The sequence below is a fragment of the Allobosea sp. P4_E12 genome (genome assembly GCF_056401655.1).
In genome coordinates, this window is the sequence record NZ_JBFUIY010000007.1 from 77094 (window position 1) to 103568 (window position 26475).

A 26475-nucleotide genomic window follows, 5' to 3' on the forward strand; every position below is an offset into this window, starting at 1 on the left:
TCTTCAAGGGAGTGCCTGATGTCGGATGGGTTGGAAAATGTCGTTGCAGCACAGACGGTCCTGTCGGATGTGGACGGGGCAGCTGGCCAGCTGGTCATCCGGGGGCATCGTCTCGACGACCTTGCCGGCCGCGTGACCTTCGCCGAGGCGGCGCAGTTGATGCTGACTGGCTTCTTCGACGCATTGCCGCCCGGTGATGCCTTCGAAGCTGCGCTCGGCCAGGGCAGGGTGGATGTGTTCGGCGAGGTGGCCAGTCTCGATGAGACGCTTGTCCGGCGAGCTCCGGTCGAAGCGCTTCGCGCGCTGATGGCGCGGTTGGCCGATGGCGATGATGCTGCGACCGCCTTGCGCCTCCTGGCGGCACCGGCCGTCTTCACGCCGGCGATCATACGGCTGCAGCGCGGGCTCGCACCGATCATGCCCGATGGGCGGTTGGGCCACTCGGCCGATATCCTGCGGATGATGCGCGGCGAGGCAGCCAGCCCGGCGCAGGCCGCGGCATTGGATACTTATCTCGTCACGGTTTGCGATCATGGGCTGAATGCCTCGACCTTCGCCGCCCGTGTCGTCGCGTCGACGCAGGCAGGACTGGGGTCGGCCGTGCTGGCCGGGCTGAGTGCGCTGAAGGGCCCGCTGCATGGGGGAGCGCCCGGGCCGGTGATCGACATGCTCGACCAGATCGGCGAGGTGGGCAACGCACGAGCCTGGCTGGAAGCCGCGTTGCAGCGCGGTGATCGCCTGATGGGGTTCGGTCACCGCGTCTATCGCGTGCGTGACCCACGTGCCGACGCATTGAAGCGCGCGATACGCCAGCTCGATACGGATTCCGGCCGCCTCGCTTACGCGGAGGCGGTCGAGCAGGCCGCCTTGGCTATTCTTCGTGAGCGGAAGCCGAACCGCGCATTGCAGACGAATGTCGAATTCTACACCGCCCTCCTGCTCGAAGCGCTCGCATTCCCGCCCGACAGTTTCACCTGCGTCTTCGCAATGGGACGGACGATCGGCTGGATCGCCCATGCCCAGGAGCAGGTTGCCGGCGGTCGGCTCATTCGCCCGCAGTCAACCTATGTCGGTCCGGCGCCGAGACGCGCTGCCTGATGGGCTCGCTGCCGTGAGCGTCGGCTGCCGCCATCAGCTGCATTGCTGCAGTTGCCGCGAGGCGGCGGTCACGCCGTCCAGCGAGAAGGTGTAGCTGGTCTCATTGCCGCGGGCCGAGCGCGCTGCGAGCACCATCTCGTCGCCAGCCTTCATCGCCGCGAACAGCTCGCCCTCGCGTTCGACGCGCTGGAGCCAGGCATTGCGGCCGGCGGTCAGCATGCGGAAGCGCTCCTCGCCGATCGTGACCTCGACGGTCGAATCCTTGGCGAAGTCGTACCCGGTCTGGAAACTCGACTCCGTGCGGCCAGCGCTCTCGCCGCTCTGGACGAAGAAATACACGTCGCCATGGCGAAGCTCGGCAGGTTTCTCAGCGATTGGGTTGCTGGAGATATAGCAACGTTGGCTATTACCGCTCGCATAGGACGAGGCATTCCAGTTCTTGAACTGACCGAGCGGCTTGGCCGGATTCGCCATTGCTCCGGTCGAAACCGCGAGGAATACGAAGGTCGCCGGGATCGCCAGTCTCATCATTGCTTCATCTCCTTTTGTGTTCTCAAGGGATGGAACCTGAAGCCTAACGAGGCGTAAACAAGGCGGCGGAAAGCGCGTGCGACCTTGCGGCGCAGCGGCACGCGCCCGCGGCTGCTTTCGGCATCGCCCGGCGGGGCGAAAGTCGGCGGAATGTCGCGAGATGCGTAACGTTGAGGAAGAAGCGGCGCTCCGCGAAGTTGCCGTCGCAGGCTACGGACACACTGGCGCCGGTCTACCCTGACTGTGAGACCTGACTGCGAGACGTGGCTGTGCGCCTCGGTGCGTCAGCTTCGGGCCTTACGTCCCGCGGGCCGTACGCAGAGCGGAGGGGCCGCATCCGCGCTCGATGATTGGAACGACCGGAATTCACCGGCAGGCACATGGCCGGTCGTGCAATTTCACGCGAATCAAGGCGCCAGCCGGCGTTTCCTCGACACCTATTCCGCCGCTTGTGCGGGGGCCTTGGCGGGCTTCTTCAGCGGTCGGCGCTCCAGCACCTCCTTGAGGAACCGGGCGGTATGGCTGCGGCTGACCTTGACGACATCCTCCGGCGTGCCCTGAGCCACGACCTCGCCGCCGCCATCGCCACCTTCCGGACCCATGTCGATGATCCAGTCGGAGGTCTTGATGACCTCGAGATTGTGCTCGATCACCACCACCGTATTGCCCTGCTCGACCAGCTCATGCAGCACTTCCATGAGCTTGGCGACATCGTGGAAATGCAGGCCGGTCGTCGGCTCGTCCAGGATGTAGAGCGTGCGGCCGGTGGCACGCTTCGAGAGTTCCTTCGACAGTTTCACGCGCTGGGCTTCGCCGCCGGACAGCGTGGTCGCCTGCTGGCCGACATGGACATAGCCGAGGCCGACGCGGGAGAGCGTTTCCATCTTGTCGCGGATCGAGGGCACGGCCTTGAACAGGTCCTTCGCCTCCTCGACGGTCATGTCGAGCACATCCGCGATCGAGCGCTCGCGGTATTTCACCTCGAGCGTTTCACGGTCGTAACGCTTGCCCTTGCAGACATCGCAGGTGACGTAGACGTCGGGCAGGAAATGCATCTCGATTTTGATGACGCCGTCGCCCTGGCAGGCTTCGCAGCGCCCGCCCTTGACGTTGAAGGAGAAGCGCCCCGGCTGATAGCCGCGCGCCTTCGCCTCGGGCAGGCCGGCGAACCATTCGCGCATCGGCGTGAAGGCGCCGGTATAGGTCGCGGGATTGGAGCGCGGGGTGCGGCCGATCGGCGACTGGTCGATGTCGATGACCTTGTCGAGATGCTCCATGCCCTCGATGCGATCATGCTGGGCGGGATGCTCGATCGAGCCGTTGAGCTTGCGGGCGACGGCCTTGTAGAGCGTGTCGATGACCAGCGTCGACTTGCCGCCGCCGGAGACGCCGGTGATGCAGGTGAAGAGCCCGAGGGGGATCTCGACGGAGACGTCCTTGAGGTTGTTGCCCCTGGCGCCGACGATCTTGAGCGAACGCCCCTTCTGCGGTTTGCGGCGCTTGGCCGGCACCGGCACCGAGAGCTCGCCCGTGAGGTAGCGGCCGGTCAGCGAGTTCGGGTCGGCCAGGATCTGCTCCGGCGTGCCCTTCGAGACGATCTCGCCGCCATGGATGCCGGCTCCGGGGCCGACATCGACGACGTAGTCGGCGGTCAGGATCGCGTCCTCGTCATGCTCGACGACGATCACGGTATTGCCGAGGTCGCGCAGGCGCCGCAGCGTCCCGAGCAGGCGCTCATTGTCGCGTTGGTGCAGGCCGATCGAGGGCTCGTCCAGCACATAGAGGACGCCGGTGAGGCCCGAGCCGATCTGCGAGGCGAGGCGGATACGCTGGCTCTCGCCGCCCGAGAGCGTGCCGGAGCCGCGCGCCAGCGTCAGATATTCCAGCCCGACGTCGAGCAGGAAGGTCAGGCGGTCGCGGATCTCCTTGAGGATGCGCGTCGCGATCTCGGTCTGCTTCGGCGTGAGATGGCGCGGCAGATCGGAGACCCAGGCCAGCGCATCGCGAACCGAGAGGCGGGAAATCTCGCCGATATGACTACCGGCGATCTTCACCGCCAGCGCCTCGGGCTTCAGGCGAAAACCGTTGCAGGCGGCGCAGGGCGTCTCGGACATGAAGCGGCCGATTTCCTCACGCGCCCAGTCGGACTCCGTCTCCTTCCAGCGCCGCTCCATGTTTGTGATGACGCCCTCGAAGGGCTTCTTCACCTCATAGGCGCGCAGGCCGTCATTATAGGCGAACCGCACCGGCTCGGTGCCGGTGCCGAACAGGATGGCATCGTGCGCCTGCTTCGGCAGCTCGGACCAGGGCTTGGTCATCGAGAAGCCGAAATGCTTGGCGAGCGCGTCCAGTGTCTGGCCGTAATAGGGCGAGGTCGACTTGGCCCAGGGCGCGATCGCCCCCTTCTTCAGTGAGATGGAATTGTCGGGCACGATCAGATTGGCATCGATGCGCATCTCGTGGCCGAGACCATCGCAGGTCGGGCAGGCGCCGAACGGGTTGTTGAATGAAAAGAGCCTGGGCTCGATCTCGGGGATGGTGAAGCCGGAGACGGGGCAGGCGAATTTCGAGGAGAAGGTGATGCGCCTGGCCTCGCCGCTCTCCTCCTTCTCGTCGGCATATTCGAAGACCGCGATACCCTCGGCGAGCTCCAGAGCCTGTTCCAGCGAGTCGGACAGGCGTGCGGCGAGGTCGGGGCGTATGACGATGCGGTCGACCACCACGTCGATGTCGTGCTTGAACTTCTTGTCGAGGGCGGGAGCGTCCGGGATCTCGTAGAACTGGCCGTCGATCTTGACGCGCTGGAAGCCGCGCTTCAGCCAGTCGGCCACTTCCTTGCGGTATTCGCCCTTGCGACCGCGCACCACGGGCGCCAGCAGATAGCCGCGCGTCTTCTCCGGCAACTCCAGCAGCCGGTCGACCATCTGGCTGACCGTCTGGCTCTCGATCGGCAGGCCCGTCGCCGGCGAGTAGGGGATGCCGGCACGTGCCCAGAGCAGGCGCATGTAGTCGTGGATCTCGGTGACGGTGCCGACTGTCGAGCGCGGGTTCTTCGAGGTCGTCTTCTGCTCGATCGAGATGGCCGGCGAGAGSCCSTCGATCWGGTCSACRTCSGGCTTSYKCATCAKCTCGAGGAACTGGCGSGCATAGGCCGAGAGGGACTCGACATAGCGGCGCTGGCCCTCGGCGTAGATCGTGTCGAAGGCGAGCGAGGATTTGCCCGAGCCTGAAAGGCCGGTGAAGACCACGAGCTTGTCGCGCGGAATCGCCAGGTCGACATTCTTGAGATTGTGCTCGCGCGCGCCGCGCACGGAAATCACGCGTGCATTCGGATCGGCCGCGCGGTTGCGGTCGAACATGTCCTCAAGCGTGGCGGCTTGTTCAGCCAAAGAGGTCTTGCGGGCCATCGGGGCGTCCGTTCGGGTAAGGCGTAGAGATAGGGCAAATGCCCGGCCATGCCAGCCTCACGGCGGTCTGGCAGGCATGAATATCATGCAGCGGGATAGGCTGCTGTCTTTCTCCTGACAATTCGCGTCAGGAGTAGGGCGTCCGGTTTGGCGATCGGTGCCGCCGTCCGCCGAGGCTCGTCCGACCTCCGGCGGCTGCCTCGCGAATCCTGATGAAGACAGGGGACAACTCTGCAAAACGAGCTTGAACAAAGCAAGAACATTGTTGATAGTGACGTCTGCGGGCGCTAGGGTCCGGCTCCGGTCGTCGATCGGATTTGCAGATGTGCGCAGGAAATGGAGCCTCTCATGGCTGGTAGCGTCAACAAGGTCATTCTGGTCGGTAATCTCGGGCGCGACCCCGAGGTGCGCCGGCTCGGCAGCGGCGAGCCGGTCGTCAATCTGCGCATCGCCACGTCCGAGACCTGGCGCGACAAGCAGTCCGGTGAGCGCAAGGAAAAGACCGAGTGGCACTCGGTGGTGATCTTCAACGAGAATCTCGCCAAGGTCGCGGAGCAGTATCTGAAGAAGGGCTCGAAGGTTTACATCGAGGGCCAGCTCCAGACGCGCAAGTGGCAGGATCAGTCCGGCGTCGAGAAGTACACGACCGAAATCGTGCTGCAGCGCTTCCGCGGCGAACTCACCATTCTCGACAGCCGCGGGCAGGGCGGATCGGACGAGTATGGCGAGGGCGGCGGTTCGGTCGAGGACCGTTCGGGCGGCGGCGGTTCCTTCGGGCGTTCGAGCCCGATGGGCAGCGGTGGCGGCTCGCGCCAGCCGGCTATGTCCAGCGGCGGCGGCGGGCGTTCGTCGAGCACCCACCTGGACGACGATATCCCGTTCTAGGGCAAGCGAGGGCGAACCGCTTTGCGGATCGCAATCTCCTCAGGATCAGAAGGTCGCTCCCGACCGTTCGGAGCGGCCTTTTTGTTGGTATCCGAAGGACGGGGCGGCTCTCCCTCCATCATTGCCAAGAGCGGCAAGCGGCATTCGATGACTTAGATCGCGAATCTCGGTGCGAGATTGCATTTATTCGCGCTCGAGCAGTCAGACCCGACCGCCGTCCAGGCGCGAAGGACCGTCTATCGGGCACCCGCAATAACGAGTGGGCTGAAGCTGCGCTGTCGCGCAAGCTGAGGAACGGACTTGAGCGCGGAGCTTCCCGACCTTCTAGAACGTCAGGCGCGTCTGACGCGCGCGCCGGGCCTAGCCGTGACTGCGCGCCGCTTAGAACATCGGACCGGATATCATATCCGGTCCGATGTTCTAAGCTTCTGTGTTTGCATCGGCTTTCCCGAAAACCGCAATCTACTTTTCGGGCCGATGCTTTAGCCGTCATAGGCCCTCTGAAGCGCGGCGATGTCGATCTTCTGCATCTGCATCATCGCCTGCATGGCCCGGCCGGCCTTCTCCTGTTCGGGACTGCTCAACAGCTTGGGCAGCACTGACGGGATGACCTGCCAGGAGATGCCGAACCTGTCCTTCAGCCAGCCGCATTGCTGGATCTGTCCACCGTCTCCGAGCCTGTCCCAGTAGTAATCGACCTCGTCCTGGGTTTCGCAGTTCACATAGAGCGAGATCGCTTCCGTGAACTTGAAGCGTGGGCCGCCATTGAGTGCCGTGAATTGCAGGCCTTCGAGCTCGAAGGATGCGGCCATAGGCGAGACGCCGCCGAGCTTCGAATTCTTGAAGATGGAGGTGTAGAATTTTGCCGCCTCCTCAGCCTGGCCATCGAACCACAGGAACGGGGTGATCTTCTGCATGGTCGTCTCCTCCTCTTGCTTGCTGAGCGCGGGGCGGTCGCCCGAATGCTGCGAGTGCAGGGCTTCCGGAACTGATCGGTGAAACGGCTCAGGTGGAATGGCTCAGGCGGCCTGCCGCCTTTCAGCGAACAGGGTGTCGAGCTTCCCGTAGCTTGCGGCGACGCCTTCCTTCATGCCGCTCCTGAGCGCGCCGTCGCGGGCCTCGCGCGAGGAATAGAGTACGGTCAGCGCGAGTTCGGTCTTGCCCGCCTGCTCCGTCAGAACCAGCGTCGCGATGGCCTCGCCCCCGGTCCAGTCCTGGTCGAACAGTTCGGTTCGGACGATACGCTCAGGGCGCGCGATCTCGCGGTAGATCCCGCCCATTCCCATCACGGTGCCGTCCGGTCCGTGCCAGACGTGGCGGAAGCTGCCGCCGACCCGAAAATCGACCTCGCAATGCTGCAGTGACCAGCCTGGAGGGCCGCTCAACCACCTCTTCAGCAGCTCAGGCCGGTTCATGGCCTCGAAGACCAGCTCGCGCGGTGCGTTGAAGAGGCGGGTCATCAGGACCTCGCGGTCGCTGGGCGTCGAGACGGACAGATCGGCGGTCGTCATCATCGTCACTCTCCTTTGGGTTTCATGCCTTTCTCGGCCTTCATCTCGTCGAGAAGGAGGTCGAGGCGCTGGAAGGTCGTCTCCCAGAACTGGCGATAGCCTTCGAGCCAGCCATTTGCGTCGGCGAGAGCTTGGGGCTCGAGCCGGCAGGGGCGACGTTGTGCGTCCCGTCCGCGCGAAATCAGTCCAGCGCGCTCCAGCATCTTGAGATGCTTGGAGATGGCCGGCTGGCTCATAGCGAAGGGCTGGGCCAGCTCGGTCACCGAAGCCTCGCCAAGGGCGAGGCGTGCCAGGATCGCCCGCCGTGTCGGATCGGCCAGGGCGGCGAAGGTGGTGTCGAGCCGGCTGGATGGCGTCATTTAATTACCAATTGGTTATATAACGTAGTTGTTATTTAACGTGGCGCAGCCGTTGTCAAGGCTGAGGGCGGGCAGCCCGGCCCTTCCGATCGATCTGTCATGCGGGGCAGGCATCTCCGCCCCGGCGTGTGAAATCCTTGTGCGCAATGGGGGAACGGGCGTATGTGCAGCGCTCATGAGCAACACTGATCCCGCCGCCTCAGCCCTGTCCGTCTGGATCGCGCTGGAAAGCCCCACCCATCACGCTCCTGGCGTGAACGGCATGATGGACCTCGTCGCCAAGGAGGTCGAAGGCCTGCCGATCGCGGTCGAGCGCCTGCCGGGGCGCGACGGCCTCGGAGACAGCGTGATCCTGAGGGCCGGGCTCGATAATGGCGAGAAGGCCATTTCGGTCATGTCACATCTCGACACGGTCCACCCGGTCGGGACGAGTGCCAAGGATTTGCCTGTCCGGATCGAGGGCGACAGGCTCTATGGTCCTGGCGTCTATGATATGAAGGGCGGTGCCTGGCTCGCCCTGCAAGCCTTCAAGGATGTGGCCAAGGCGGGCTCGGCCAAGCGGCCGATGATCTTCCTGTTCACGCCCGACGAGGAGATCGGCTCGCCGACCACCCGTTCGGTGATCGAGGATATCGGGCGGCAGTCGGCGGCGGTGCTGGTCACCGAGCCGGCGCGCGAAGGTGGCCGCATCGTCACGGCCCGCAAGGGTGTCGGCCGCTTCGACGTCAGGCTCGAGGGGCGCCCGGCCCATTCAGGCTCACGCCATGCTGACGGACGCAGCGCCATCCGCGAGGCGGCGCATCAGATCCTCGCCATCGAGGGCATGACGGACTATGCGCGCGGCATCACCACGTCGGTCGCCTTGATCGGCGGCGGCACGGCGGCGAACGTGATTCCGCAGCATGCCTGGTTCAGCGTCGATGTGCGCGTCACCACGCTTGCCGACGGTCAGATGATGGAGAACCGCATTCTTGGGCTCACGCCCCGCGATCCCGATGTGAAGATCACGGTGACGGGCGGCATGAATCGGCCGCCCTATGAGAAGTCGAGCACGGTCGCGCAGTTGTTCGAGACAGCGCGTGGCGTTGCAGCGAAGGTCGGCTTCGATCTTCAGGACTGCCCGATGACCGGTGGTGGTTCCGACGGCAATTTCACGGCGGCGCTCGGCGTGCCGACGCTGGATGGTCTCGGCATCGACGGCAATGGCGCCCATACGCTCGAGGAATACGCCCTGATCTCCTCGATCGCACCGCGTCGAGCCCTGATCAAGGGGCTGCTCGAAACGGTCTGAGCGCTCGGCTTCCCGCTTCCGCTTCTGCCCGAAATCCGCTCTGATGCTTCCCAAGGCCGCGTGACGGCTGTCCTTGGGAAGGGAAGCGGCATGAAGAACTGGATCGCAGGCGCCCTTGGCGCTGCTTGCATGGTGGTGGCGGGAATGGCAGCGGCACAGGACCTGATGGTCGAGAAGAAGGTGTTCGAGCTGCCGAGCTTCACGACGCAAGGCGGGCGCACACTCAAGAACGTCAAGGTCGGCTGGGAGAGCTACGGCACGCTCAATGCCGACAAGTCGAATGCGATCCTGATCTGCCATTTCTTCTCGGGCAATTCGCATGCCGCCGGCAAGTACGACGCAAGGGATGCCGCGCCAGGCTACTGGGATGCGATTGTCGGTCCCGGCAAGGCGATCGACACCAATAAGTACTTCGTCCTGTCCTCCGATACGCTGGTGAACCTCAACACCGGCGATCCGAAGACGACGACCACCGGCCCGGCTTCGCTCAATCCCGATACCGGGAAGCCCTACGCGCTCGATTTCCCGATCGTCACGGTCGGCGACTTCGTCAATGTCCAGAAGGCACTGGTCGAGAGCCTGGGTATCAGGAAGCTGGCGCTGGTCGCCGGCCCATCCATGGGCGCGCTCCAGACCTGGGAATGGGCAGCAAGCCATCCGGAGATGGTCGCCAAGGCGATGCCGGTCATCGGCGCGGCCGAAGCCGATGCGCAGCTCATCGCCTGGCTCGATGTCTGGGCGGCGCCGATCCTGGTCGATCCCAACTGGAACAAGGGCGACTATTACGGTGGCACCCCGCCCAATGCCGGCCTCGCCAAGGCGCTGGCAGTGGTGACGCTGCAGGCGAACCACCGTGACTGGACCAATGGCACCTTCGGGCGCAGGCCCGCCAAGGAAGGTGAGGACCCCGCCAAAGCGCTCGGAAACAGGTTCCAGGTCCAGAGCATTCTCGACAATGCCGGTGAGGCGCGCGCCAAGCTGTCAGACGCGAACCATTTCCTCTATCTCGTGAAGGCCAACCAGCTTTTTGCCGCTGGCGGAACCTCGCTCGCCAATGGCGCGTCGAAGATCAAGGCGCCGGTGCTGCTGATCACGCAGCCGAAGGATCTGGTCTTCACTGCGGATACCATCGCCAGCACGGTCGATGGCATGAAGCAGGGCGGCGTCGACATCTCCCACATCACCATCCAGGGCTCGCGTGGGCATCTCGACGGCGTCATCTCGATGAAGCAGGCCGAAGGGGCGATCCGGGCCTTCCTGGAGAAGTGAGGCGCGTCGGCGTCTCATGCTCGGTCCTGCACAGGGCATGGGCCTTTGAACGATGATGAGCGGCACATGCGCCGATGAACGGGCAAGCCTGGCCATGACTGTGATGCCCCTTTCAAGGGGGGCGGCCACGTCCTAGCCGCCTCCGACCACGGCCCGCACGCCATCGATGACGAATTGCACGGCGAGCGCGGCAAGGATCACGCCGAGCAGACGGGTCAGAACGACATTGCCGGTGACACCAAGGAGGCGCGCAATCGGCGTCGCCATGAGGAAGGTCACGAGGCATGAGGCGATCACCAGCCCGCAGATGACCGCCAGCGAGCCGAGCATGGCGAGATCGCCATTGGCGCGTCCGGCGAGCAGCATCATCGCGGTCAGCGAGCCGGGGCCTGCCATCAGGGGGATGGCGAGCGGGAAGGCGGCAACGTTGCGGATGTGGTCGAGAGTGATTGCGGTCTCGGCCGTCGCCTGCTTGCGCTCGTTGCGGCGCTCGAACACCATCTCGAACGAGATCCAGAACAGCAGCAGCCCGCCTGCGATGCGGAAGGCCGGCAGCGAGACGCCGAGCGCCTTCAGCACGATATCGCCCGCAAGTCCGAAGAAGGCCATGATGCCGAAGGCGATGATGCAGGCGCGCACCGCGACCTGCCTGCGCTCGTCGGCCGACATGCCGCGCGTCAGGGACAGGAAGATCGGTGCGAGACCCGGCGGATCGAGGGTGACCAGCAGTGTGACGAGGGCGGAGGTGAGATATTCCAGGAACATCGTGGAGCTTAGGCATGCTGCCGAGCCCGCGTCACTAGGCGTAGGAGCGAAATTTGCCGAGCGGTTTTCCGGCTCCGTCACGCGCTCGCGCCGGTCAAACATGGCGGCAATGTGGGAGGGCTCGGAAAGTGAGTCAAAAACGACTCGTAACGCGTTGACAAGGAACGGTTTTAATTTCTCTGGAGAGATTCGTCTTTTGCTGGCTTCGCGGGGCGGAATCGGATAGCCAGAAGCTTGAAAAATCGTAGAAAACGGGACCTCATCCCTTGAGCGAAGACGACAACGGCACGCGCGGCGGCCAGCCGGAAGACGCGCATTTCGGCGGCGACATCAAGCCGATCGCCATCACTGACGAGATGAAGAAGAGCTATCTCGATTACGCCATGAGCGTGATCGTCAGCCGCGCTCTTCCCGACGTCCGCGACGGCCTGAAGCCGGTGCACCGGCGCATCCTGTTCTCGATGCACGAGAACAAGAACCTGCCGGACCGGCCCTATACCAAATGCGCCCGCATCGTCGGCGATACGATGGGTAAGTACCATCCGCACGGCAACATGGCGGTCTATGACGCGCTGGTCCGCATGGCGCAGGATTTCTCGCTGCGCCTGCCCTTGATCGACGGTCAGGGCAATTTCGGCTCGATGGATGGCGATTCCGCGGCGGCCGATCGTTATACCGAGGCCAGGCTCGACAAGGCGGCGATGCCGCTGCTCGAGGATCTCGACCTCGACACCGTCGATTTCCAGCCGAACTATGACGGCAAGGAGCATGAGCCGCGGGTTCTGCCGGCGCGTTATCCGAACCTGCTCGTCAACGGCGCGGGCGGCATCGCGGTCGGCATGGCGACCAATATTCCGCCGCATAATCTCGGCGAGGTGATCGATGCCTGTATCGCGCTTATCGACGATCCCGAGCTCTCGATCGACGACCTGATCGAGATCGTACCTGGTCCGGACTTCCCGACCGGCGCCTCGATCATGGGCAAGAGCGGTATCCACTCCGCCTATCACACCGGTCGTGGCTCGATCGTGATGCGGTCCAAGACGCATATCGAGGAGCTGCGCAAGGAGCGCGAGGCGATCATCGTCACCGAGGTTCCCTACCAGGTGAACAAGGCTTCGATGGTCGAGAAGATCGCCGATCTGGTTCGCGAGAAGCGGATCGAAGGCATTTCCGATCTGCGTGACGAATCCAGCCGCGAGGGCGTGCGTGTCGTCATCGAGGTCAAGCGCGACGCCATGGCCGATGTCGTGCTGAACCAGCTCTACCGTTATACGCCGTTGCAGACTTCGTTCGGCGCCAACATGGTCGCGCTCAATGGCGGTCGGCCGGAGGTGTTGAACCTCAAGGACTTCATCTCGGCCTTTATCGAGTTCCGCGAGGAGGTCGTCTCCCGGCGCACACGCTACCTGCTCAACAAGGCGCGCGAACGCGCCCATGTGCTCTGCGGCCTTGCCACCGCCGTCGCCAATATCGACGAGGTCATCCGCCTGATCCGCACCGCGCCGACCCCGGCGGCTGCGCACGCCTCGCTGATGGATCGCAACTGGCCGGCCGAGGATATCGCGCCGCTGATCGCACTGGTCGACGATCCGCGTCATCCGCTCAACCCGGACGGCACCTATCGCCTGTCCGATGCGCAGGCCAAGGCGATCCTCGAATTGCGCCTTGCTCGCCTGACCGCCCTCGGCCGCGACGAGATCGGCGAAGAACTCGCCAAGCTCGCAACCGAGATCGCGGATTATCTCGAGATCCTGCGCTCACGCGCCCGTATCCAGTCGATCATCAAGACCGAGCTCACCGAGGTGAAGGCTGCCTTCGCCACGCCGCGTCGCACGGTGATCCAGGACTGGGGTTCGGATCTCGACGACGAGGACCTGATCGCGCGCGAGGACATGGTGGTGACCGTGTCCCATGCCGGTTACATCAAGCGCGTGCCGCTCTCGACCTATCGGGCGCAGAAGCGTGGCGGCAAGGGCCGTTCGGGCATGTCGACCAGGGACGAGGATTTCGTCACCCGGCTCTTCGTTGCCGACACCCATACGCCGATCATCTTCTTCTCCTCGCGCGGCCAGGCCTACAAGGAGAAGGTCTGGCGGTTGCCGCTGGCGGCGCCGAATGCACGCGGCAAGTTCCTCAACAACATGCTGCCGCTGGAGAAGGATGAGCGCATCACCACGGTGATGCCGTTGCCGGAGGATGAGGAGAGCTGGGAGCGGCTCGACGTGATGTTCGCGACCCGGACGGGCAATGTCCGCCGCAACAAGCTCTCGGACTTCGTGCAGGTCAATCGCAACGGCAAGATCGCGATGAAGCTCGACGAGGGAGACTCCATCGTCGACGTCCAGATCTGCTCGGAGCATGACGACGTGCTGCTGACCACGGCGGCCGGCCAGTGCATCCGCTTCGCCGTGCCCGAAGTGCGCGTTTTCAAGGGGCGCGACTCGACCGGCGTGCGCGGCATCAACCTCGCCGATGGCGACGAGGTGATCTCGCTTGCCATCCTGCATCATCTCGATGCGACGCCGGATGAGCGCGCCGCCTATCTCAAGCGCGCTGCTGCTGCCCGCAAGGCCCTGAATGGCGAAGGCGACGACACCTCCGAGCCGGTCCAGGCGAGCGAGGGCGAGGAGGCCGCCAGCGATATCGAACTCGGCCAGGAGAAATATGCCGAGATGGGTGCTGCGGAGCAGTTCATCCTGACGGTGTCCGAGAAGGGCTACGGCAAGCGCACCTCGTCCTTCGAGTACCGGGTCACCGGACGCGGGGGCAAGGGCATCGTCGCCATGGTGGTGAACGAGCGCAACGGCAAGCTGATCGCCTCCTTCCCGGCGGTCGATACGGACCAGATCATGCTCGTGACCGATGGCGGGCAGGTGATCCGCGTGCCGGTCGACAAGGGACCGGACAACCGCATCCGCATTGCCGGCCGCTCGACCCAGGGTGTCACGGTGTTCAACACCGCAGCCGGTGAGAAGGTCGTCTCGGTCGAATGCATCGGTGATGCAGGGGACGACGAGGCCGAGGACGAAGGCCCTGCGCCTGCGGACGAGCCTGCTCAGGAAGGCTGAAGCCGGCTTGTTTCAGGTTTGAAATGACCTGAAGCTTGGGCTGTGGAACAACCGAGGCATGATGTCGAACATTCTCGACGTCATGCCGCCAGGACCGCGACAAGAACAGACAGCCAGATCGCAAACACGCCCAGGGCGAAGGCCCGCCGGGCGGGTACGACCTTCTCGTCACTATCTGCTGATACGGGTGTGGTTGCGATCCAGGTGACCGAGCCCAGTGAGGCAAAGCCGGCAAAGGCCAGGGTGACGATGACGATGTCGAGCCGCCGCCATGGCACCGGCTCATGCACACCCCAGTAGCCGAGGAACGCCATCCCCATTGCAAACATGGTGGCTGAGGCGGAACAGAGCCCGACGATCGATCCCGTTGGTGCACGCATGGCGTGGTTTCCGCGCTGACTGCGATGAGGAAACACCCGGTCCGTGGACAGGTCAATTGCGAGGCTGCGGGGGCAGGCCGCGGCTCAAATCTGCGCGGGTGGTGGCTGACTAAGCCGGGCGACCGTCAGCGCGTCAGGAGATTTGGCAGGGTGCTGCCGGCAGGACGCAAGGTGGCTTCCGAGTTGAGCGCCAGCGATGGACCTTCGAGCGGGCCCTGCAGGACGAGGGGCACCGTCAGGGAGCCGCTCTGCTGGGCCAGCTGGCCGGCCATCTCGATCCAGCCTTGCTGCAGGAATGCCTGGCCTGCGAGCGTGAGACGATAGGTCGGGCCCGTCATCTGGGCATCAGTGATTGTCGCGATGCCATCGGCGACATTCGCCGTAGCGCTCGCGCTGTCGAATGGCGTCTTGCCCTGCCGCCATTCCCGCAGGGCCGCCACAGGATTGCGCTCGGCACGACGCAGCAGGTCGATGAAAGCAAAGCCGCCAAGCTCGCCTTGACGCAGACTGAGGCTCGCCTTTCCGTTCAAGGAGGCGAGAACGGCCTCGGCCGTGGTGCCCGTGCCATCCAGCGCGAACTGCAGATTGCCTTGCCCGCTCAGTCTCGGCAGTTCGGGCAGGTCGGTTGCGCTTTGCCCGAGATTGATCCGGTCGAGATTGCCTTGCAGCTTCACGTCGATGGTGTTCGGGGTCGCACTCGCAAGCAGGCGGCCCTTGACGCTGCCGCCATAGGCAGTCGCGCGAAGCAGCCCGGCCTCGAAGCGGCCCTTCTTGACGAGCAACTGGGTCGCGACATCACTGAGACGGGCGCCGCCGAGGCGGGCGGCATCCACCGAGACGCGCAGGTCGATGTCATGCGCCGTCCAGGCCTCGAATTCGAGCGGCGTCGGGTTGGCGAGCCCGGTGCCGGGTTTGGGCAGGCCGAGCCGATTGGTCATGCGGCCAAGATCGAGCGTCGCGCCGGCGAGTGTTCCGGAGAGGGACCAGCGTTGGCCGGCTTCGCCGAGCATGATCGCGCCGTCGAGGCGGTCCCCGTCGAAGATGGCGCTTGCGTTGCTGAGCGAGATCTCGTTGGCCTTGATCTGGGCTTCAGCGGCGATGCTGAGCTGTCCGATGGCAGGCGCGAGGCGGGGCGTTTCACCGAACCAGTCGAACAGTTCCGGGAGCGACGGCGTCGAGAGGCTCAATTGCCCATTGAAGACCGGCTCGCGCAGGCCGGATCGTATGCCGTCAAGGCGCAGGTTCATCCGTTCGGAGGTCGCGGACAAGGAGAGCCTGGCGCTTTCCCCGGCGACCGGCCAGACAACACTGAGATTGGTCGCGACGCCGCGCCAGGTCACGGAGCCCGAGGCGATGATCGGCTCCTCGGGGTCGCGGTCCTCGATGATCAGATTGACATCGCGCAGGATGGTGCGGATCGCGCCTTCGGCCCGCGCAAAGACCGAACCCGAAATGATCACGATCCGGCTCTGGTTCGTGAGGCTGGTGAGATAGGCAAGGGGCGGCGCGAGCCATTCCGAGAGCTCATCGTCCCTGCCTGAAACTGTGGCATCGATTTGGGGAGAGATCAGATCGATCCGGTCGAAGGAGAGGCGCCCTGCCAGAAGCGGCAGCAGGCGGGCGCGGGCCTTGAGCTGCGACGCCTTGCCGGAGAGCAGGCCGTCATGTTGCTTGAAGCTGACTTGCGAGAGCTCGACCCGCGGCAAAGGCAGAAGGACGATGCTCGCATGCTCGAGGCTGGTCACCTTGAGGCCGGTGCGATCCTCGATGCGGGCAACGACATGTCGCTCGACCAGCCCAACGGCAACGCCCCAGGATTGCAGGCCAAGCAGCACCAGGCCGATGGCGAGCGAATAGGCGAGAATGGAAACGCGTCGTGTCATGGGCCTTCGGCCGGGCTGCAACCGGAATCGAACCGGAGGTCAAGCTAAAATTGTTTATGACGATGCCGGGCGGCTTGTCGAGTTGAGGAGCCTATTTCCGGCATACAAGCTGTGGATCGGCAAAGAGAGCCGCAACGCCTTACGGTGTCACCCCTTCGTGCCACCGGCTCGTGCCAGAATGATGGCGGGATAGAGGCCGGCGATCACGATCAGCAACGCGGCCAGCGCTCCGTCTTCGAACATGCCGCGTGAGGCATGTCCGTAGACGATGGTTGCGAGCGTGTCGACGTTCAGCGGTCGCAGCAGCAGCGTCGCGGGCAGCTCCTTCAGACAGTCGACGAATACGAGCAAGGCGGCCGCAGCGATGGCAGGGCGAGCGAGCGGCCAATGCACCTGCCGCAACACCTCGCCCGAGCTTGAGCCGAGGGCGCGCGCGGCATCGTCGATCCTCGGCGAGATCCGGGCGAGACCGCTCTGGATGCCGGAGATCGCGATCGACAGGAAGCGTACGACATAGGCAATCACGAGAGCGGCACCCGAGCCGATCAGGATGAGACCAGGACTGACGCCGAACAATGCGGAGACGGTGTCGGCGACGAGATTGTCGAAGGCGGCAAGCGGGACGAGCAGTCCAAGCGCGAGCACCGTGCCGGGCAGCGCATAGCCAAGCGAGGCGATGCGCGCGAGCGCCGGCAGCCAGGTTTCGCGGCCGAGCCGGCCTGCAGCCACGATGCAAAGGCCAAGCGTCACCACGATCAGCGCGGCGCCAGCCGACAGCAGCAGGGCATTCAGGAGATTGCGCAGCAGGGCCATGTCGAACTGATGCAGCAGGCCGCGCGTCAGGACCTCCTGGAGGAGAAAGCCCATCGGCAGAAGCGCGCCAAGCAGCAGGGGCAGGGCGCAGGCGGCGCTGGCTGCGAGCGCAATGCGCCCGGACAGGAGCCGGCGGCCGACGGCGCGGGGCTGGCGCACCGAGAGCGTGAAGCGGCGCGCGCCGCGCAGTCTCGCCTCGGTTGCGATCAGGGCGACCACGAGGAGAAGCATCACGCAGGAGATCTGGGCTGCGCCCGCCAGAGAGCCGCGATTGAGCCAGGTCGTGTAGATCGACAGGGTCAGGGAGCGGACCCCGAGATATTCGGTCGCGCCGATATCGTTGAGTGTTTCGAGCAGTGCCAGGGTCAACCCTGCGACGAGCGCCGGGCGCGCCATGGGCAAGCCAATCCGCCAGAACAAGGTGCCGTGCGCGGCTCCGAGCGTCCGCGCCGACTCGACGATCGTCGCGCTCTGCAGGCCGAACAGCGCCCGGACGCTGAGATAGACGTAAGGGTAGAGCACGATCCCCATGACGAAGATCGCGCCCGCCAGATTGCGCGGGTCGGGAAACCAGTAGTCGCGCAGGCTGCGATAGCCCGTCACCGCACGCAAGGCCGTCTGCAGCGGTCCCTGGAAGCCCAGGAACTCAACATAGATATAGGCCGTCAGATAAGTCGGGATCGCCAATGGCAGCACGAGCAGCCATTCGAAGGCGCGACGGCCGGGAAACTCATATTGGGTGACGAGCCAGGCCGTGCCGACGCCGATGAGACTGCAGAGCAGGCCGACGCCGGCAAGAAGCATGGCGGTGTTCGCCAGCGCATCGGGAATGACATTGGCGACAAGATGCGGCCAGATCGACGATGCTGCCGGCGAAAGCGCGGTCAGGCCGAGCGCGAGAACTGGCAGCGCGACAAGCCCGGCACCCGCAACCGAAGCCCAGACAAAACGGCTCGACGGCCGCCACAGGCGTGGCGACCGTCGCATTTCTCCAGCCGTGGGAGACAGGCTCAATTGTCGAAGCCGACCTTGTCGACGAGGTCAGCGGCCGCCTTGCGGTTCTTGCCGATCTCGGTCAGCGGGGTGGTATCGACATTGACCTTGCCCAGCAGCTTCACAGCGGCGCTTTCCTTGACGTCCGGGTTGACCGGGAACTCGAAATTGCCGTCGGCATAGATGGTCTGCGCCTTGTCGCCAAGCATGTACTCGATCAGCTTGACCGCGTTTTCACGATTGGGGGCGTGTTTGGCGATGGCGGCGCCCGAGATGTTCACATGGGTGCCGCCATTGGCGAAGGTGGTCTTCAGCGGCTTGATCGCCTCGAACCAGCCCTTCTGCTCGTTCGCGGCAATGCTCATCAGGCCGATATAGTAGGTATTGATCACTGCGATATCGCAGAGCCCGGACTGGATGTCGCGCGCGACTTCACGGTCGCCGCCGCCCGGCTTGCGCGCGGTGTTGGCCTTGAGTGCCTTGAGCCACGTCTCGGTCTTGTCGGCGCCGTTGCGCGCGAGATAGGCGGCAAAGAGAGCGTTGTTGTAGGGGTGCTGACCGCCGCGGATGCAGAACTTGCCCTTCCACTTCGGGTCGGCGAGGTCCTCATAGGTGATCGCATCCTGCGGCACGCGATCCTTCGAGACGACGACGATGCGGGCGCGCTTGGTCAGGGTGACCCAGTTATCCTGCGGATCGCGCAGCTGCGCCGGGACGATCTTGTCGACGGCCGCAGACTTGATCGGCTGGGTGACGCCGGCATTGGCGGCCGAGATCATCTGCGCGGCGTCGACCATGATCATGACATCGGCCGGGCTGTTTGCGCCCTCGGCCTTGATGCGCTCCTCGAGCCCGTCCTTCAGGAACACCGTGTTGACCTTGATGCCGGTGTCCTTGGTGAAGGCCTCGACGACGGGATTGAGCAGGGCCGGCTCGCGCGTCGTGTAGAGATTGACGCTCTGGGCCAGGACCGGGGTAGCGAGCAGGCAGGACGCCAGGGCGATGAGGGACAGGCGAGTTTTGTCGATCATGGTTCGCTCCTTCGGGCGTAGATGCCCTCTGCACGTTCGTGGTGCTGGAGCGGTATTGCCTGACGCTAGGGCGGTCAATTGAAAAGCGTTATAGATCAATTGCTTATAGGTTTTCTAAATTGCATCCTCTTTAGATTAATTCAAAGAAGATGCGCCTTCGAACCAGCGCCCAAGACTGACATCGGGCCGCCGAAAGTCGGCCGGCAGGCCTGTTGGAACTAAGGCAAAAGCCGGAACGCCGGCCCGGCGATCACGCGGACCGGCCCGCGCGTTGGCGGATCGATCGAGCCGCGCAATTCGATTGCATCGCTCATCACGGTCTCGTCACGAAGCGAGGCTTCGCGCGTGCGCAGCTTGCGGCGCAGCGCCTGCATCTGCGCTTCGACGCGTGAAATGCCGACCCGCTCGTCGATGCCGCGCCGATCGCCGGCACTGAGTTCCCGCGCCGATCTGAAATCGACGAAATCGCGCCGGCTATAGGGCCACTGCGACGAGCCCGTGAAGGTCGTGACCTTGCCGTCCAGAACGACGCTGTCGCCGGGACGAAGCGTGATATCGCGCAACAGCGAGACGCGGCGCTCGCCGCTGGCGACAATCGCCGGCCGGCAGGCTGGATCAGAGGATTTCTCATGGCCATAGGCAACGGGGAGCGAGCCATAGGTCTTGCCATCTGCCGAAACGGCGCCGTCGATCGTGCTGGCACCGGCGGGAACGCGGAAGACCTTGACCGGGACGCCGGGGTTCATCGCCCGGCAGAGGGCGTCGTGTGCCGTTAGGTCAGACTGGGCATTCAGATTGCCGATCGGCGCATGAAAGCCGTCGCAGAGCCGCACGCAGATGGTGCGCGCGCCATGTCCACTGCCGGAGACGGTATCGAGGCGTGCAACGCTGTGCTGCGTCGTGGGGCGCCGGGCCGCCTGACGCGGAGGTTCGACCGTCCTGAAAGGGTTCAAGACCACGGGCGGGTGCGCGATGCGCCCGTTCGGTACGCTGCGCGTCAGGGGCAGGTTCCAGATGCCACGCGCGGGCGCATAGGCGATGGGGGCATGATAGGCGCCGGCTTGCGGGGCGCGCATAGCACGGCGGTTCGCCGCTTCCTGGAGCTGAAAGTCGCGGACGCCGGCATCGTCGCCAGCCTGGACGAGCGAGATCGTGCCGATCGCGCCACCCGCTCCGAGCACAAGGCCAAGCGCAGTCATCGCCGCGAAGCGGCCCGTTCGTTTCTTGCCGTGAGCATTACGCTCCAGCGCAACGACGGGGACAGGGCTGCCTAATGGTGGGTCTTCCCGGTCGGGGATCTCACGGACACGAAACATCGCGTCTACTCCACTCGCGCTTGTTCTTCGTCCGCCGCCCTTGGGGTGTAGTTTACTTTTCGTTAATCATCAACGGCCCGTCGGCGTTCGCGCATGCAAAACGGGCGCGATGCTTAACGCAGCGTGCCCGGCCAAAATGCCTGGAGAGGGGTTCAGCTTTCCGGCGAAATGACGATGCGCTGCATGTTCGAGGCGGTTGCGGTTTCACCTGAGCCGCTCTCGAAACGGCCGCGCAGCTCGATCGTGGTGGCATCACCGATCTTCGCCTCCCGCACCGTCATGTCGCGACGCAGGGCCAGCATCTGGCCTTCACGGCTGGAAACGCCGACCGTGTCGTCGATCATCCGGCGTTGATTGGCGTTGAGTTCGTTCGACGACCGAAAATCGCGGAAATTCCTCGGGTTGTAAGGCCAGGTGGAAGAGCCCTCAAAGGTTGTCACCTTGCCATCAAGCACCACCGAGTCGCCTGGGCGCAGGGTGAAATCCCGCAGAAGAGAGACACGGCGATCACCGGCAGACGGGACGGTGGGCCTGCAGCCCGGGTCGGACGATGTCTCGTGACCATAGGCAACGGGCAGGGAGCCATAGGTCCTGCCGTCGGAGGCCACGGCGCCGTCGATATCCGCGGCGCCGGCAGGAACGCGGAAGACCTTGACCGGGATGCCGGGATTCATCGCCGTGCAAAGGGCCTCATGCGCCGGCCAGTCAGCTTGCGATCGCAAATGGCCAAGCGGCATGTGATAGCCGTCGCACATCCGTACGCAAATGGTGCGGGAGGCGCCTGATCCGGTATCGTAACGGGCCGTTGCACGGAGAGTGCTTACGGTCGCTCCATCGCGCGGCTTGCCGCGTTCGCGCAGGACGGGGGGATGTTCGATCCGGCCATCCGGGTATGAGCCGAAGAGCGGCAGCCTCCAGCCTGAACTGACCGGAGCATAGGTCAAGGCCGCGGCACTGGGCGCACGTCTCGCTGCTTCCTGAAGATGGAAGGCACGAACGCCGGCGTCATCACCAGCCCGAACGAGGGTGACGGTCAGCGCCGTGCCGCTCGCTCCGAGAACCAATCCGAGCAGCACCATGGCTGCATACCGCGTCAGAGCGGCCCTTCGGGAAGGAGACGGATGGATTCCGGGCGGAGTATGGCCCGACAGCGGCACGGCATTTCTTATGCGGAACATCGACGACTTTGCTTATGGCAGGGATCACTCACCCAGCGTTATGCAAGCCGCCGTTCTCTCCGCTTTAAGGCACAAGGTTGCCTTTGATGCATTCTGCAGAAATACGCCACGAACTGCAGGAGATGCGAAGTTCGTGGCGCAGGAACGATTGAGAGGGAGGCTTTGACCGCCCTCAGAGGTCCGGGCCGCGCACCGCCTGCGGGATGGCTACGGGCACAGCGGAGCTGGGCACGCTCTCGCGCTCGCCGCGACTGCGGCCGGAGAGCCAGGTGTCGACCTTGTCGAGGTAGAAATAGATCACCGGCGTGATGTAGAGCGTCAGCAGCTGCGAGACGATCAATCCGCCGACCACGGCGATGCCGAGCGGCTGCCGGAGCTCGGCGCCGGCGCCCGCGCCGAGTGCGATGGGAAGCACGCCGAAGATCGCGGCAAAGCTCGTCATCATGATCGGACGGAAGCGGACAAGCGCCGCCTCGCGGATGGCGGTCAACGCGTCGTCCCCCTGTTTACGACGCTCGATCGCGAAATCGACCATCATGATCGCGTTCTTCTTGACGATGCCGACCAGCATCAGGATGCCGATGATCGCGATCACCGACAGGTCCATGTTGAAATACTGCAGGGCGAGCAGCGCTCCGAGGCCGGCAGAGGGGAGGCCGGAGAGGATGGTGATCGGGTGGATGAAGCTCTCGTAGAGAATGCCGAGGATGATGTAGATCACCAGGATTGCGGCGAAGATCAGCAGGCCTTGCCCCTTCAGCGCATCCTGGAACAGCTGGGCGGAACCGGCGAAGCTCGTCACGATCGAGGCCGGCAGATTGACGTCGCGCTCGGCCGCGCGGATGGCGTTGACGGCGTCGCCAAGCGAGATGCCCGGCGCCGTGTTGAACGAGATTGTCACCGCCGGCTGCTGCGAAATGCGGTTCACCGCGAGCGGGCCGACGCTGGGCTTGATCGTCGCCACCGTTTCCAACGGCACGTTCAGGCCGTTCGCAGCCTTGAGCAGCAACCGCGAGAGCACAGCGGGATCCTGCTGATAGGCGCGATTGGCCTCCATGATGACCTGATAATCGGTCGAGGGGGTGAATATCGTCGCGATCTGGCGCGAGCCGAAAGCGTTGCCCAGTGCCTGCCGGATCTGGTCACTGGAAATGCCCAGGCTCGCGGCGCGTTCGCGGTCGATGTCGATCGAGAGCTGCGGGTTGCGCAACTGCAGATCGATATTGGCATCGCGCAGCTGCGGAAGCCGCGCGAGCCGCTGCTGCATCAGCGGAGCATAGGCGAAGAGCGCATTCAGGTCCGGTCCTTGCAGCGAATAGAGGTACTGCGCGCGTGACGACCGGCCGGCGTTGAGGTTGATGTTCTGCACCTGCTGGAACACCGCAGTGATACCCGGCACGTCGCCGGTCGCGCGCCTCAACCGCGAGATCACCACCTCGGCCTTCTCGCGCTGATCCTTGGGCTTGAGCGCGATGAACATGAAGCCGTTATTGGTGGCGTTGAAGCCGCCGATATTCGACGTCAGATAATCGACTGCCGGATCGGCCTTGACGATTTCGGCGATGCGGATCTGGCGCGCCGCCATCGCCTCGAATGACGTGTCGGGCGGGCCTTCGGTCGATGCGCGCAGGAGGCCGGTATCCTCGGTCGGGAAGAAGCCCTTCGGGATGTCGATATACATCTGCGCCGAGATATAGACCGTCGCCAGCGTGAAGATCAGCATCAGGATGCGCGCCTTCAGCACGCAATCCAGGGTCCAGCGGTAGGCGCCCAGCATCCCCTGGAAGCCGGCCTCGAAGACGCGCTCGATCAGGTTCGGCTTCTTGTGGTGATCATGCGCCTTGAGGAAACGGGCGCAGAGCATCGGGGTGAGGGTCAGGGAGACGAAGCCCGAGACGATGATCGCGGCCGCGATCGTGCCGGCAAACTCCGTGAAAACCTTGCCGACGACCCCGCCCATGAAGAAGACGGGAATGAAGACGGCAACGAGCGAAATGGTGATCGAGAGAATGGTGAAGCCGATCTCGCGCGAGCCGTCGAGGGCCGCCTGGAACGGTTTCTTGCCCATCTCGATATGCCGGATGATGTTTTCCAGCATGACGATGGCGTCATCGACGACGAAGCCGACCGCGAGCGTCAGTGCGAGCAGCGAGATGTTGTCGAGCGAATAGCCGAGCGCGTGCATGATCGCGAAGGTACCGACCAGCGAAATCGGCAGGGCGAGCGTCGGAATCAGCGTCGCGGCCAGGCTCTTCAGGAACAGGAAGATCACCATGATCACGAGCGCGATCGCGATCATCAGCGAGACCTCGACATCCTCCACCGCCTCCCGGATCGGGATCGAGCGGTCGTTCAGGACATTGAGTTCCATCGCGGCTGGAAGTTGCTCGCGATAGGCCTCGAGCCTGGACTTGATGCTGTCGACGACCTCGACGGTGTTGGCGTCGGACTGACGATAGACCGCCAGCATGATCGAGCGCTGCCCGTTGAACCAGCTGCCGGTCTGGTTGTTCTCGACGGAGTCGTAGACCTGTGCCACGTCCTCGAGGCGGATCGGCACGCCGTTCTTCTGCGAGATGATGAGGTTGCCGTACTCGGCGGCGCGCTCCATCTGGCCCGTGGCGCCGAGCGTCAGGCGCTGGTTCTCGCCATTGAGCGTGCCGACCGGGGAATTGGAGTTGGCGGCGGCGATCGCATTGCGGACATCGCTCAGTGCCAGGCCGCGAGCCGAGACGGCGTCGGGATTGACCTGTACGCGCACGGCGTATTTCTGCGCGCCGAAGATGTTGACCTGCGCGACGCCAGGCAATTGCGAGATCTGCTGCTGCAGGATGTTCTCGCCGAATTCATGGACTTCGTAGAGCGGTTTCGTCGCCGAGGTCAGCACCATGAACAGCACCGGCTGGTCGGCCGGATTGACCTTCCTGAAGCTGGGTGGCGAGGGCAGCTCCGGCGGCAGCCGACGAGCGGTGGCACTCAGCGCGGCCTGCACGTCGAGCGCTGCGCCGTCGATATTGCGGTTGAGGTCGAATTGCAGCGTGATCGAGGTCGCGCCGAGCTGCGAGACCGAGGACATCGAGGTGATGCCCGAGATCGAGGCGAATTCGCGCTCCAGCGGTGCGGCGACCGAGGAGGCCATCGATTCGGGGCTCGCGCCCGGCAGGCGGGCGCTGACATTGATCGTCGGGAAATCGACCCGCGGCAATGCCGCGACCGGAAGCTGTTTGAAGGCGAACAACCCGAAGATCAGAAAGGTTGCCATCAGGAGTGTCGTCATCACCGGACGACGGATGCAGGCCTCCGGGAGGTTCATCAGCCAGCACTCCCGCGCTGCGAGGTCTGGTTGGGCGGCGGCCTCTGGCCGCCCCGGTTGCGCTCGACCGCGCGGGCGCCATCGGTCAGCAGGAGCTGGCCGTCGATGACGACCGTCTCGTCGCCCTTCAGGCCCGACGCAAGTACGACGCGGTCATCGATGGTGCGGTCGACGGTGACCGGGCGGGCGCGGGCGACGCCGTCCTCGATCACGAAGACGAAGGTGCCGTTCTGGCCGTTCTGGACGGCTTCGCGGGGCACGGTCAGCGCATCGGGCTCGACACGCAGGGTCAGGCGGACCTGGCAGAGGGCGCCGGGCCACAGGGTCTCGTCAGGATTGTTGAAGATCGCGCGCATCTGGATCGTGCCGGTCGTCGCATCGACGAGATTGTCGATGACCGCGATCTTGCCCTCGACGCCGCGGCTCGCACCCTGCTGCGTGGCAACCGCCACGGCCGTGCCGGCATTCATCGCTTCGCGGATGCTGGACAGCTGGCGCTGCGGCAGGGCGAAGCTGACATAGATCGGATCGATCTGGTTGATCGTCACCAGCGTGGTCGAATTGTCGCCGGTCTTGGCGATATTGCCTTCCTTGAGGCCGGCTACGCCAATCCGGCCCGAAACCGGGGCGGTGATGGTGTAATAGGTCAGCTGGACCTTGAGGGCGTCGACCGCTGCCTCACCGCCACGGACGCTGGCCTTGAGCGTCGCGACCTGGGTGCGGGCGGTGTCGAGACGCTGGTCGGTGGCGAAATCGCGCTTGGCGAGTTCTTCCGCCCGGCGCAGATCGGCTTCGGCGGAGGCGAGCGAGGCCTTGTCGCGGGCAACACCCGCTTCGGCCTGTTTCAGCAGCGCTTCCGCGAGGCGGGAGTCGAGGCGGAAGAGCATGTCGCCCTTCTTCACATAGCCGCCATCGGGGAAGCCGACCTCTATGATCTGCGTATCGACGCGCGAGCGCACCGCAACGCTCGAGAGTGCCTGCACGGTGCCGATCGCGTCGAGCCTGACCGGCATCGGCCGGCGTTCAGCCTTGGCCGTGACGATCGTCACGGGTGGGCGTTGTTGTCCCGAAGCGCGTGATGATGGGGCCGCGGCCTGCTGGGCCGGCTGGGCATAGGGCGGGATGATCTTTCCGTAGGGAATGCGATCGAGCGGAGGAGGGACTGATCGGCCGGAATAATGGAGACCCGCGCCAGCTGCGACCGCGCCGACGGCGGCCACGACAACAACGCGCCCGAAAGACAAGACAGCCATGCGAAACCTTGCGCCAGAGCGGGACAGACTCTGTACCATTTGGAACGGTCGTCCCTAAACCGTCCTAGCCGCAAGCATTTAGCATGCCGGCAGGTGGTTTTGGGCGCAAGCGCGAAACAGCGTTTGTC

19 protein-coding genes are annotated in these 26475 nt (G+C 64.5%); 5 read left to right on the top strand and 14 right to left on the bottom strand.

Going from position 1 to position 26475, the window contains the following annotated elements; translation table 11 throughout:
- The first annotated feature begins 18 nt into the window (after positions 1-18).
- Positions 19-1098: a citrate synthase/methylcitrate synthase gene (locus AC1DW9_RS10870; RefSeq protein WP_476769770.1), complete on the top strand. Its 1080-nt coding sequence runs from the start codon at positions 19-21 to the stop codon at positions 1096-1098.
- Positions 1099-1131: 33 nt separating this feature from the next.
- On the opposite strand, the gene AC1DW9_RS10875 is transcribed toward AC1DW9_RS10870, so the two are convergent.
- Complete coding sequence (locus AC1DW9_RS10875) at positions 1132-1629, bottom strand: invasion associated locus B family protein (RefSeq protein WP_441489723.1); 498 nt, start codon at positions 1627-1629, stop codon at positions 1132-1134.
- 437 nt (positions 1630-2066) lie between these two features.
- A complete protein-coding gene (gene uvrA, locus AC1DW9_RS10880; protein ID WP_476855096.1) occupies positions 2067-4988 on the bottom strand; it encodes an excinuclease ABC subunit UvrA in 2922 nt (973 codons plus the stop codon).
- A 396-nt stretch (positions 4989-5384) separates the two neighbouring features.
- Here uvrA and AC1DW9_RS10885 point away from each other — a divergent pair, with 396 nt between their 5' ends.
- Positions 5385-5921 carry a single-stranded DNA-binding protein gene (locus AC1DW9_RS10885; RefSeq protein WP_441505960.1) on the top strand — a complete coding sequence of 179 codons (537 nt, stop codon included), beginning with the start codon at positions 5385-5387 and terminating at the stop codon, positions 5919-5921.
- A 482-nt stretch (positions 5922-6403) separates the two neighbouring features.
- Here the strand turns inward: AC1DW9_RS10885 and AC1DW9_RS10890 are convergent, their stop codons facing one another.
- From AC1DW9_RS10890 to AC1DW9_RS10900, 3 genes are all read right to left on the bottom strand, one after another.
- Positions 6404-6838, bottom strand: coding sequence for a VOC family protein (locus tag AC1DW9_RS10890; protein ID WP_441505959.1), 435 nt, complete (start codon positions 6836-6838; stop codon positions 6404-6406).
- Between the two features lie 102 nt (positions 6839-6940).
- Positions 6941-7435 carry an SRPBCC family protein gene (locus AC1DW9_RS10895; RefSeq protein WP_441505958.1) on the bottom strand — a complete coding sequence of 165 codons (495 nt, stop codon included), beginning with the start codon at positions 7433-7435 and terminating at the stop codon, positions 6941-6943.
- 2 nt (positions 7436-7437) lie between these two features.
- Positions 7438-7791: an ArsR/SmtB family transcription factor gene (locus AC1DW9_RS10900; RefSeq protein ID WP_441505957.1), complete on the bottom strand. Its 354-nt coding sequence runs from the start codon at positions 7789-7791 to the stop codon at positions 7438-7440.
- Between the two features lie 175 nt (positions 7792-7966).
- Here AC1DW9_RS10900 and AC1DW9_RS10905 point away from each other — a divergent pair, with 175 nt between their 5' ends.
- Both AC1DW9_RS10905 and AC1DW9_RS10910 read left to right on the top strand, forming a co-directional pair.
- Positions 7967-9082, top strand: coding sequence for a M20 family metallopeptidase (locus tag AC1DW9_RS10905; RefSeq protein WP_441505956.1), 1116 nt, complete (start codon positions 7967-7969; stop codon positions 9080-9082).
- A 90-nt stretch (positions 9083-9172) separates the two neighbouring features.
- Complete coding sequence (locus AC1DW9_RS10910; RefSeq protein ID WP_441505955.1) at positions 9173-10351, top strand: E22 family MetX-like putative esterase; 1179 nt, start codon at positions 9173-9175, stop codon at positions 10349-10351.
- Positions 10352-10483: 132 nt separating this feature from the next.
- Here AC1DW9_RS10910 and AC1DW9_RS10915 read toward each other — a convergent pair whose 3' ends face one another.
- The gene (locus AC1DW9_RS10915) at positions 10484-11116 is read right to left on the bottom strand and encodes a MarC family protein (protein ID WP_441505954.1); all 633 of its coding nucleotides are present in this window, start codon (positions 11114-11116) and stop codon (positions 10484-10486) included.
- Positions 11117-11472: 356 nt separating this feature from the next.
- Between AC1DW9_RS10915 and gyrA the strand changes: the two genes are divergently transcribed.
- Entirely contained in the window at positions 11473-14187 is a 2715-nt protein-coding gene (gyrA, locus tag AC1DW9_RS10920) for a DNA gyrase subunit A (RefSeq protein ID WP_441506012.1), read from the top strand.
- A gap of 80 nt (positions 14188-14267) precedes the next feature.
- Here gyrA and AC1DW9_RS10925 read toward each other — a convergent pair whose 3' ends face one another.
- From AC1DW9_RS10925 to AC1DW9_RS10960, 8 genes are all read right to left on the bottom strand, one after another.
- Positions 14268-14567 (bottom strand): hypothetical protein, encoded by a 300-nt coding sequence (locus AC1DW9_RS10925; RefSeq protein ID WP_441505953.1) that lies wholly within the window; start codon positions 14565-14567, stop codon positions 14268-14270.
- A gap of 125 nt (positions 14568-14692) precedes the next feature.
- Positions 14693-16450: an AsmA family protein gene (locus tag AC1DW9_RS10930; protein WP_441505952.1), complete on the bottom strand. Its 1758-nt coding sequence runs from the start codon at positions 16448-16450 to the stop codon at positions 14693-14695.
- A 147-nt stretch (positions 16451-16597) separates the two neighbouring features.
- Positions 16598-18250 (bottom strand): ABC transporter permease, encoded by a 1653-nt coding sequence (locus tag AC1DW9_RS10935; RefSeq protein ID WP_441505951.1) that lies wholly within the window; start codon positions 18248-18250, stop codon positions 16598-16600.
- Between the two features lie 23 nt (positions 18251-18273).
- Entirely contained in the window at positions 18274-19287 is a 1014-nt protein-coding gene (locus AC1DW9_RS10940) for an extracellular solute-binding protein (RefSeq protein ID WP_441505950.1), read from the bottom strand.
- A 218-nt stretch (positions 19288-19505) separates the two neighbouring features.
- Positions 19506-20603: a DUF2865 domain-containing protein gene (locus AC1DW9_RS10945; protein ID WP_441505949.1), complete on the bottom strand. Its 1098-nt coding sequence runs from the start codon at positions 20601-20603 to the stop codon at positions 19506-19508.
- A gap of 152 nt (positions 20604-20755) precedes the next feature.
- Positions 20756-21682 (bottom strand): DUF2865 domain-containing protein, encoded by a 927-nt coding sequence (locus AC1DW9_RS10950; protein WP_476768347.1) that lies wholly within the window; start codon positions 21680-21682, stop codon positions 20756-20758.
- A 271-nt stretch (positions 21683-21953) separates the two neighbouring features.
- Positions 21954-25094, bottom strand: a complete 3141-nt coding sequence (locus AC1DW9_RS10955) for an efflux RND transporter permease subunit (RefSeq protein ID WP_441505947.1) — start codon at positions 25092-25094, stop codon at positions 21954-21956.
- The gene (locus tag AC1DW9_RS10960; protein ID WP_441489737.1) at positions 25094-26347 is read right to left on the bottom strand and encodes an efflux RND transporter periplasmic adaptor subunit; all 1254 of its coding nucleotides are present in this window, start codon (positions 26345-26347) and stop codon (positions 25094-25096) included. Before AC1DW9_RS10960 ends, AC1DW9_RS10955 begins: the two co-directional genes overlap by 1 nt.
- Positions 26348-26475 lie beyond the last annotated feature (128 nt).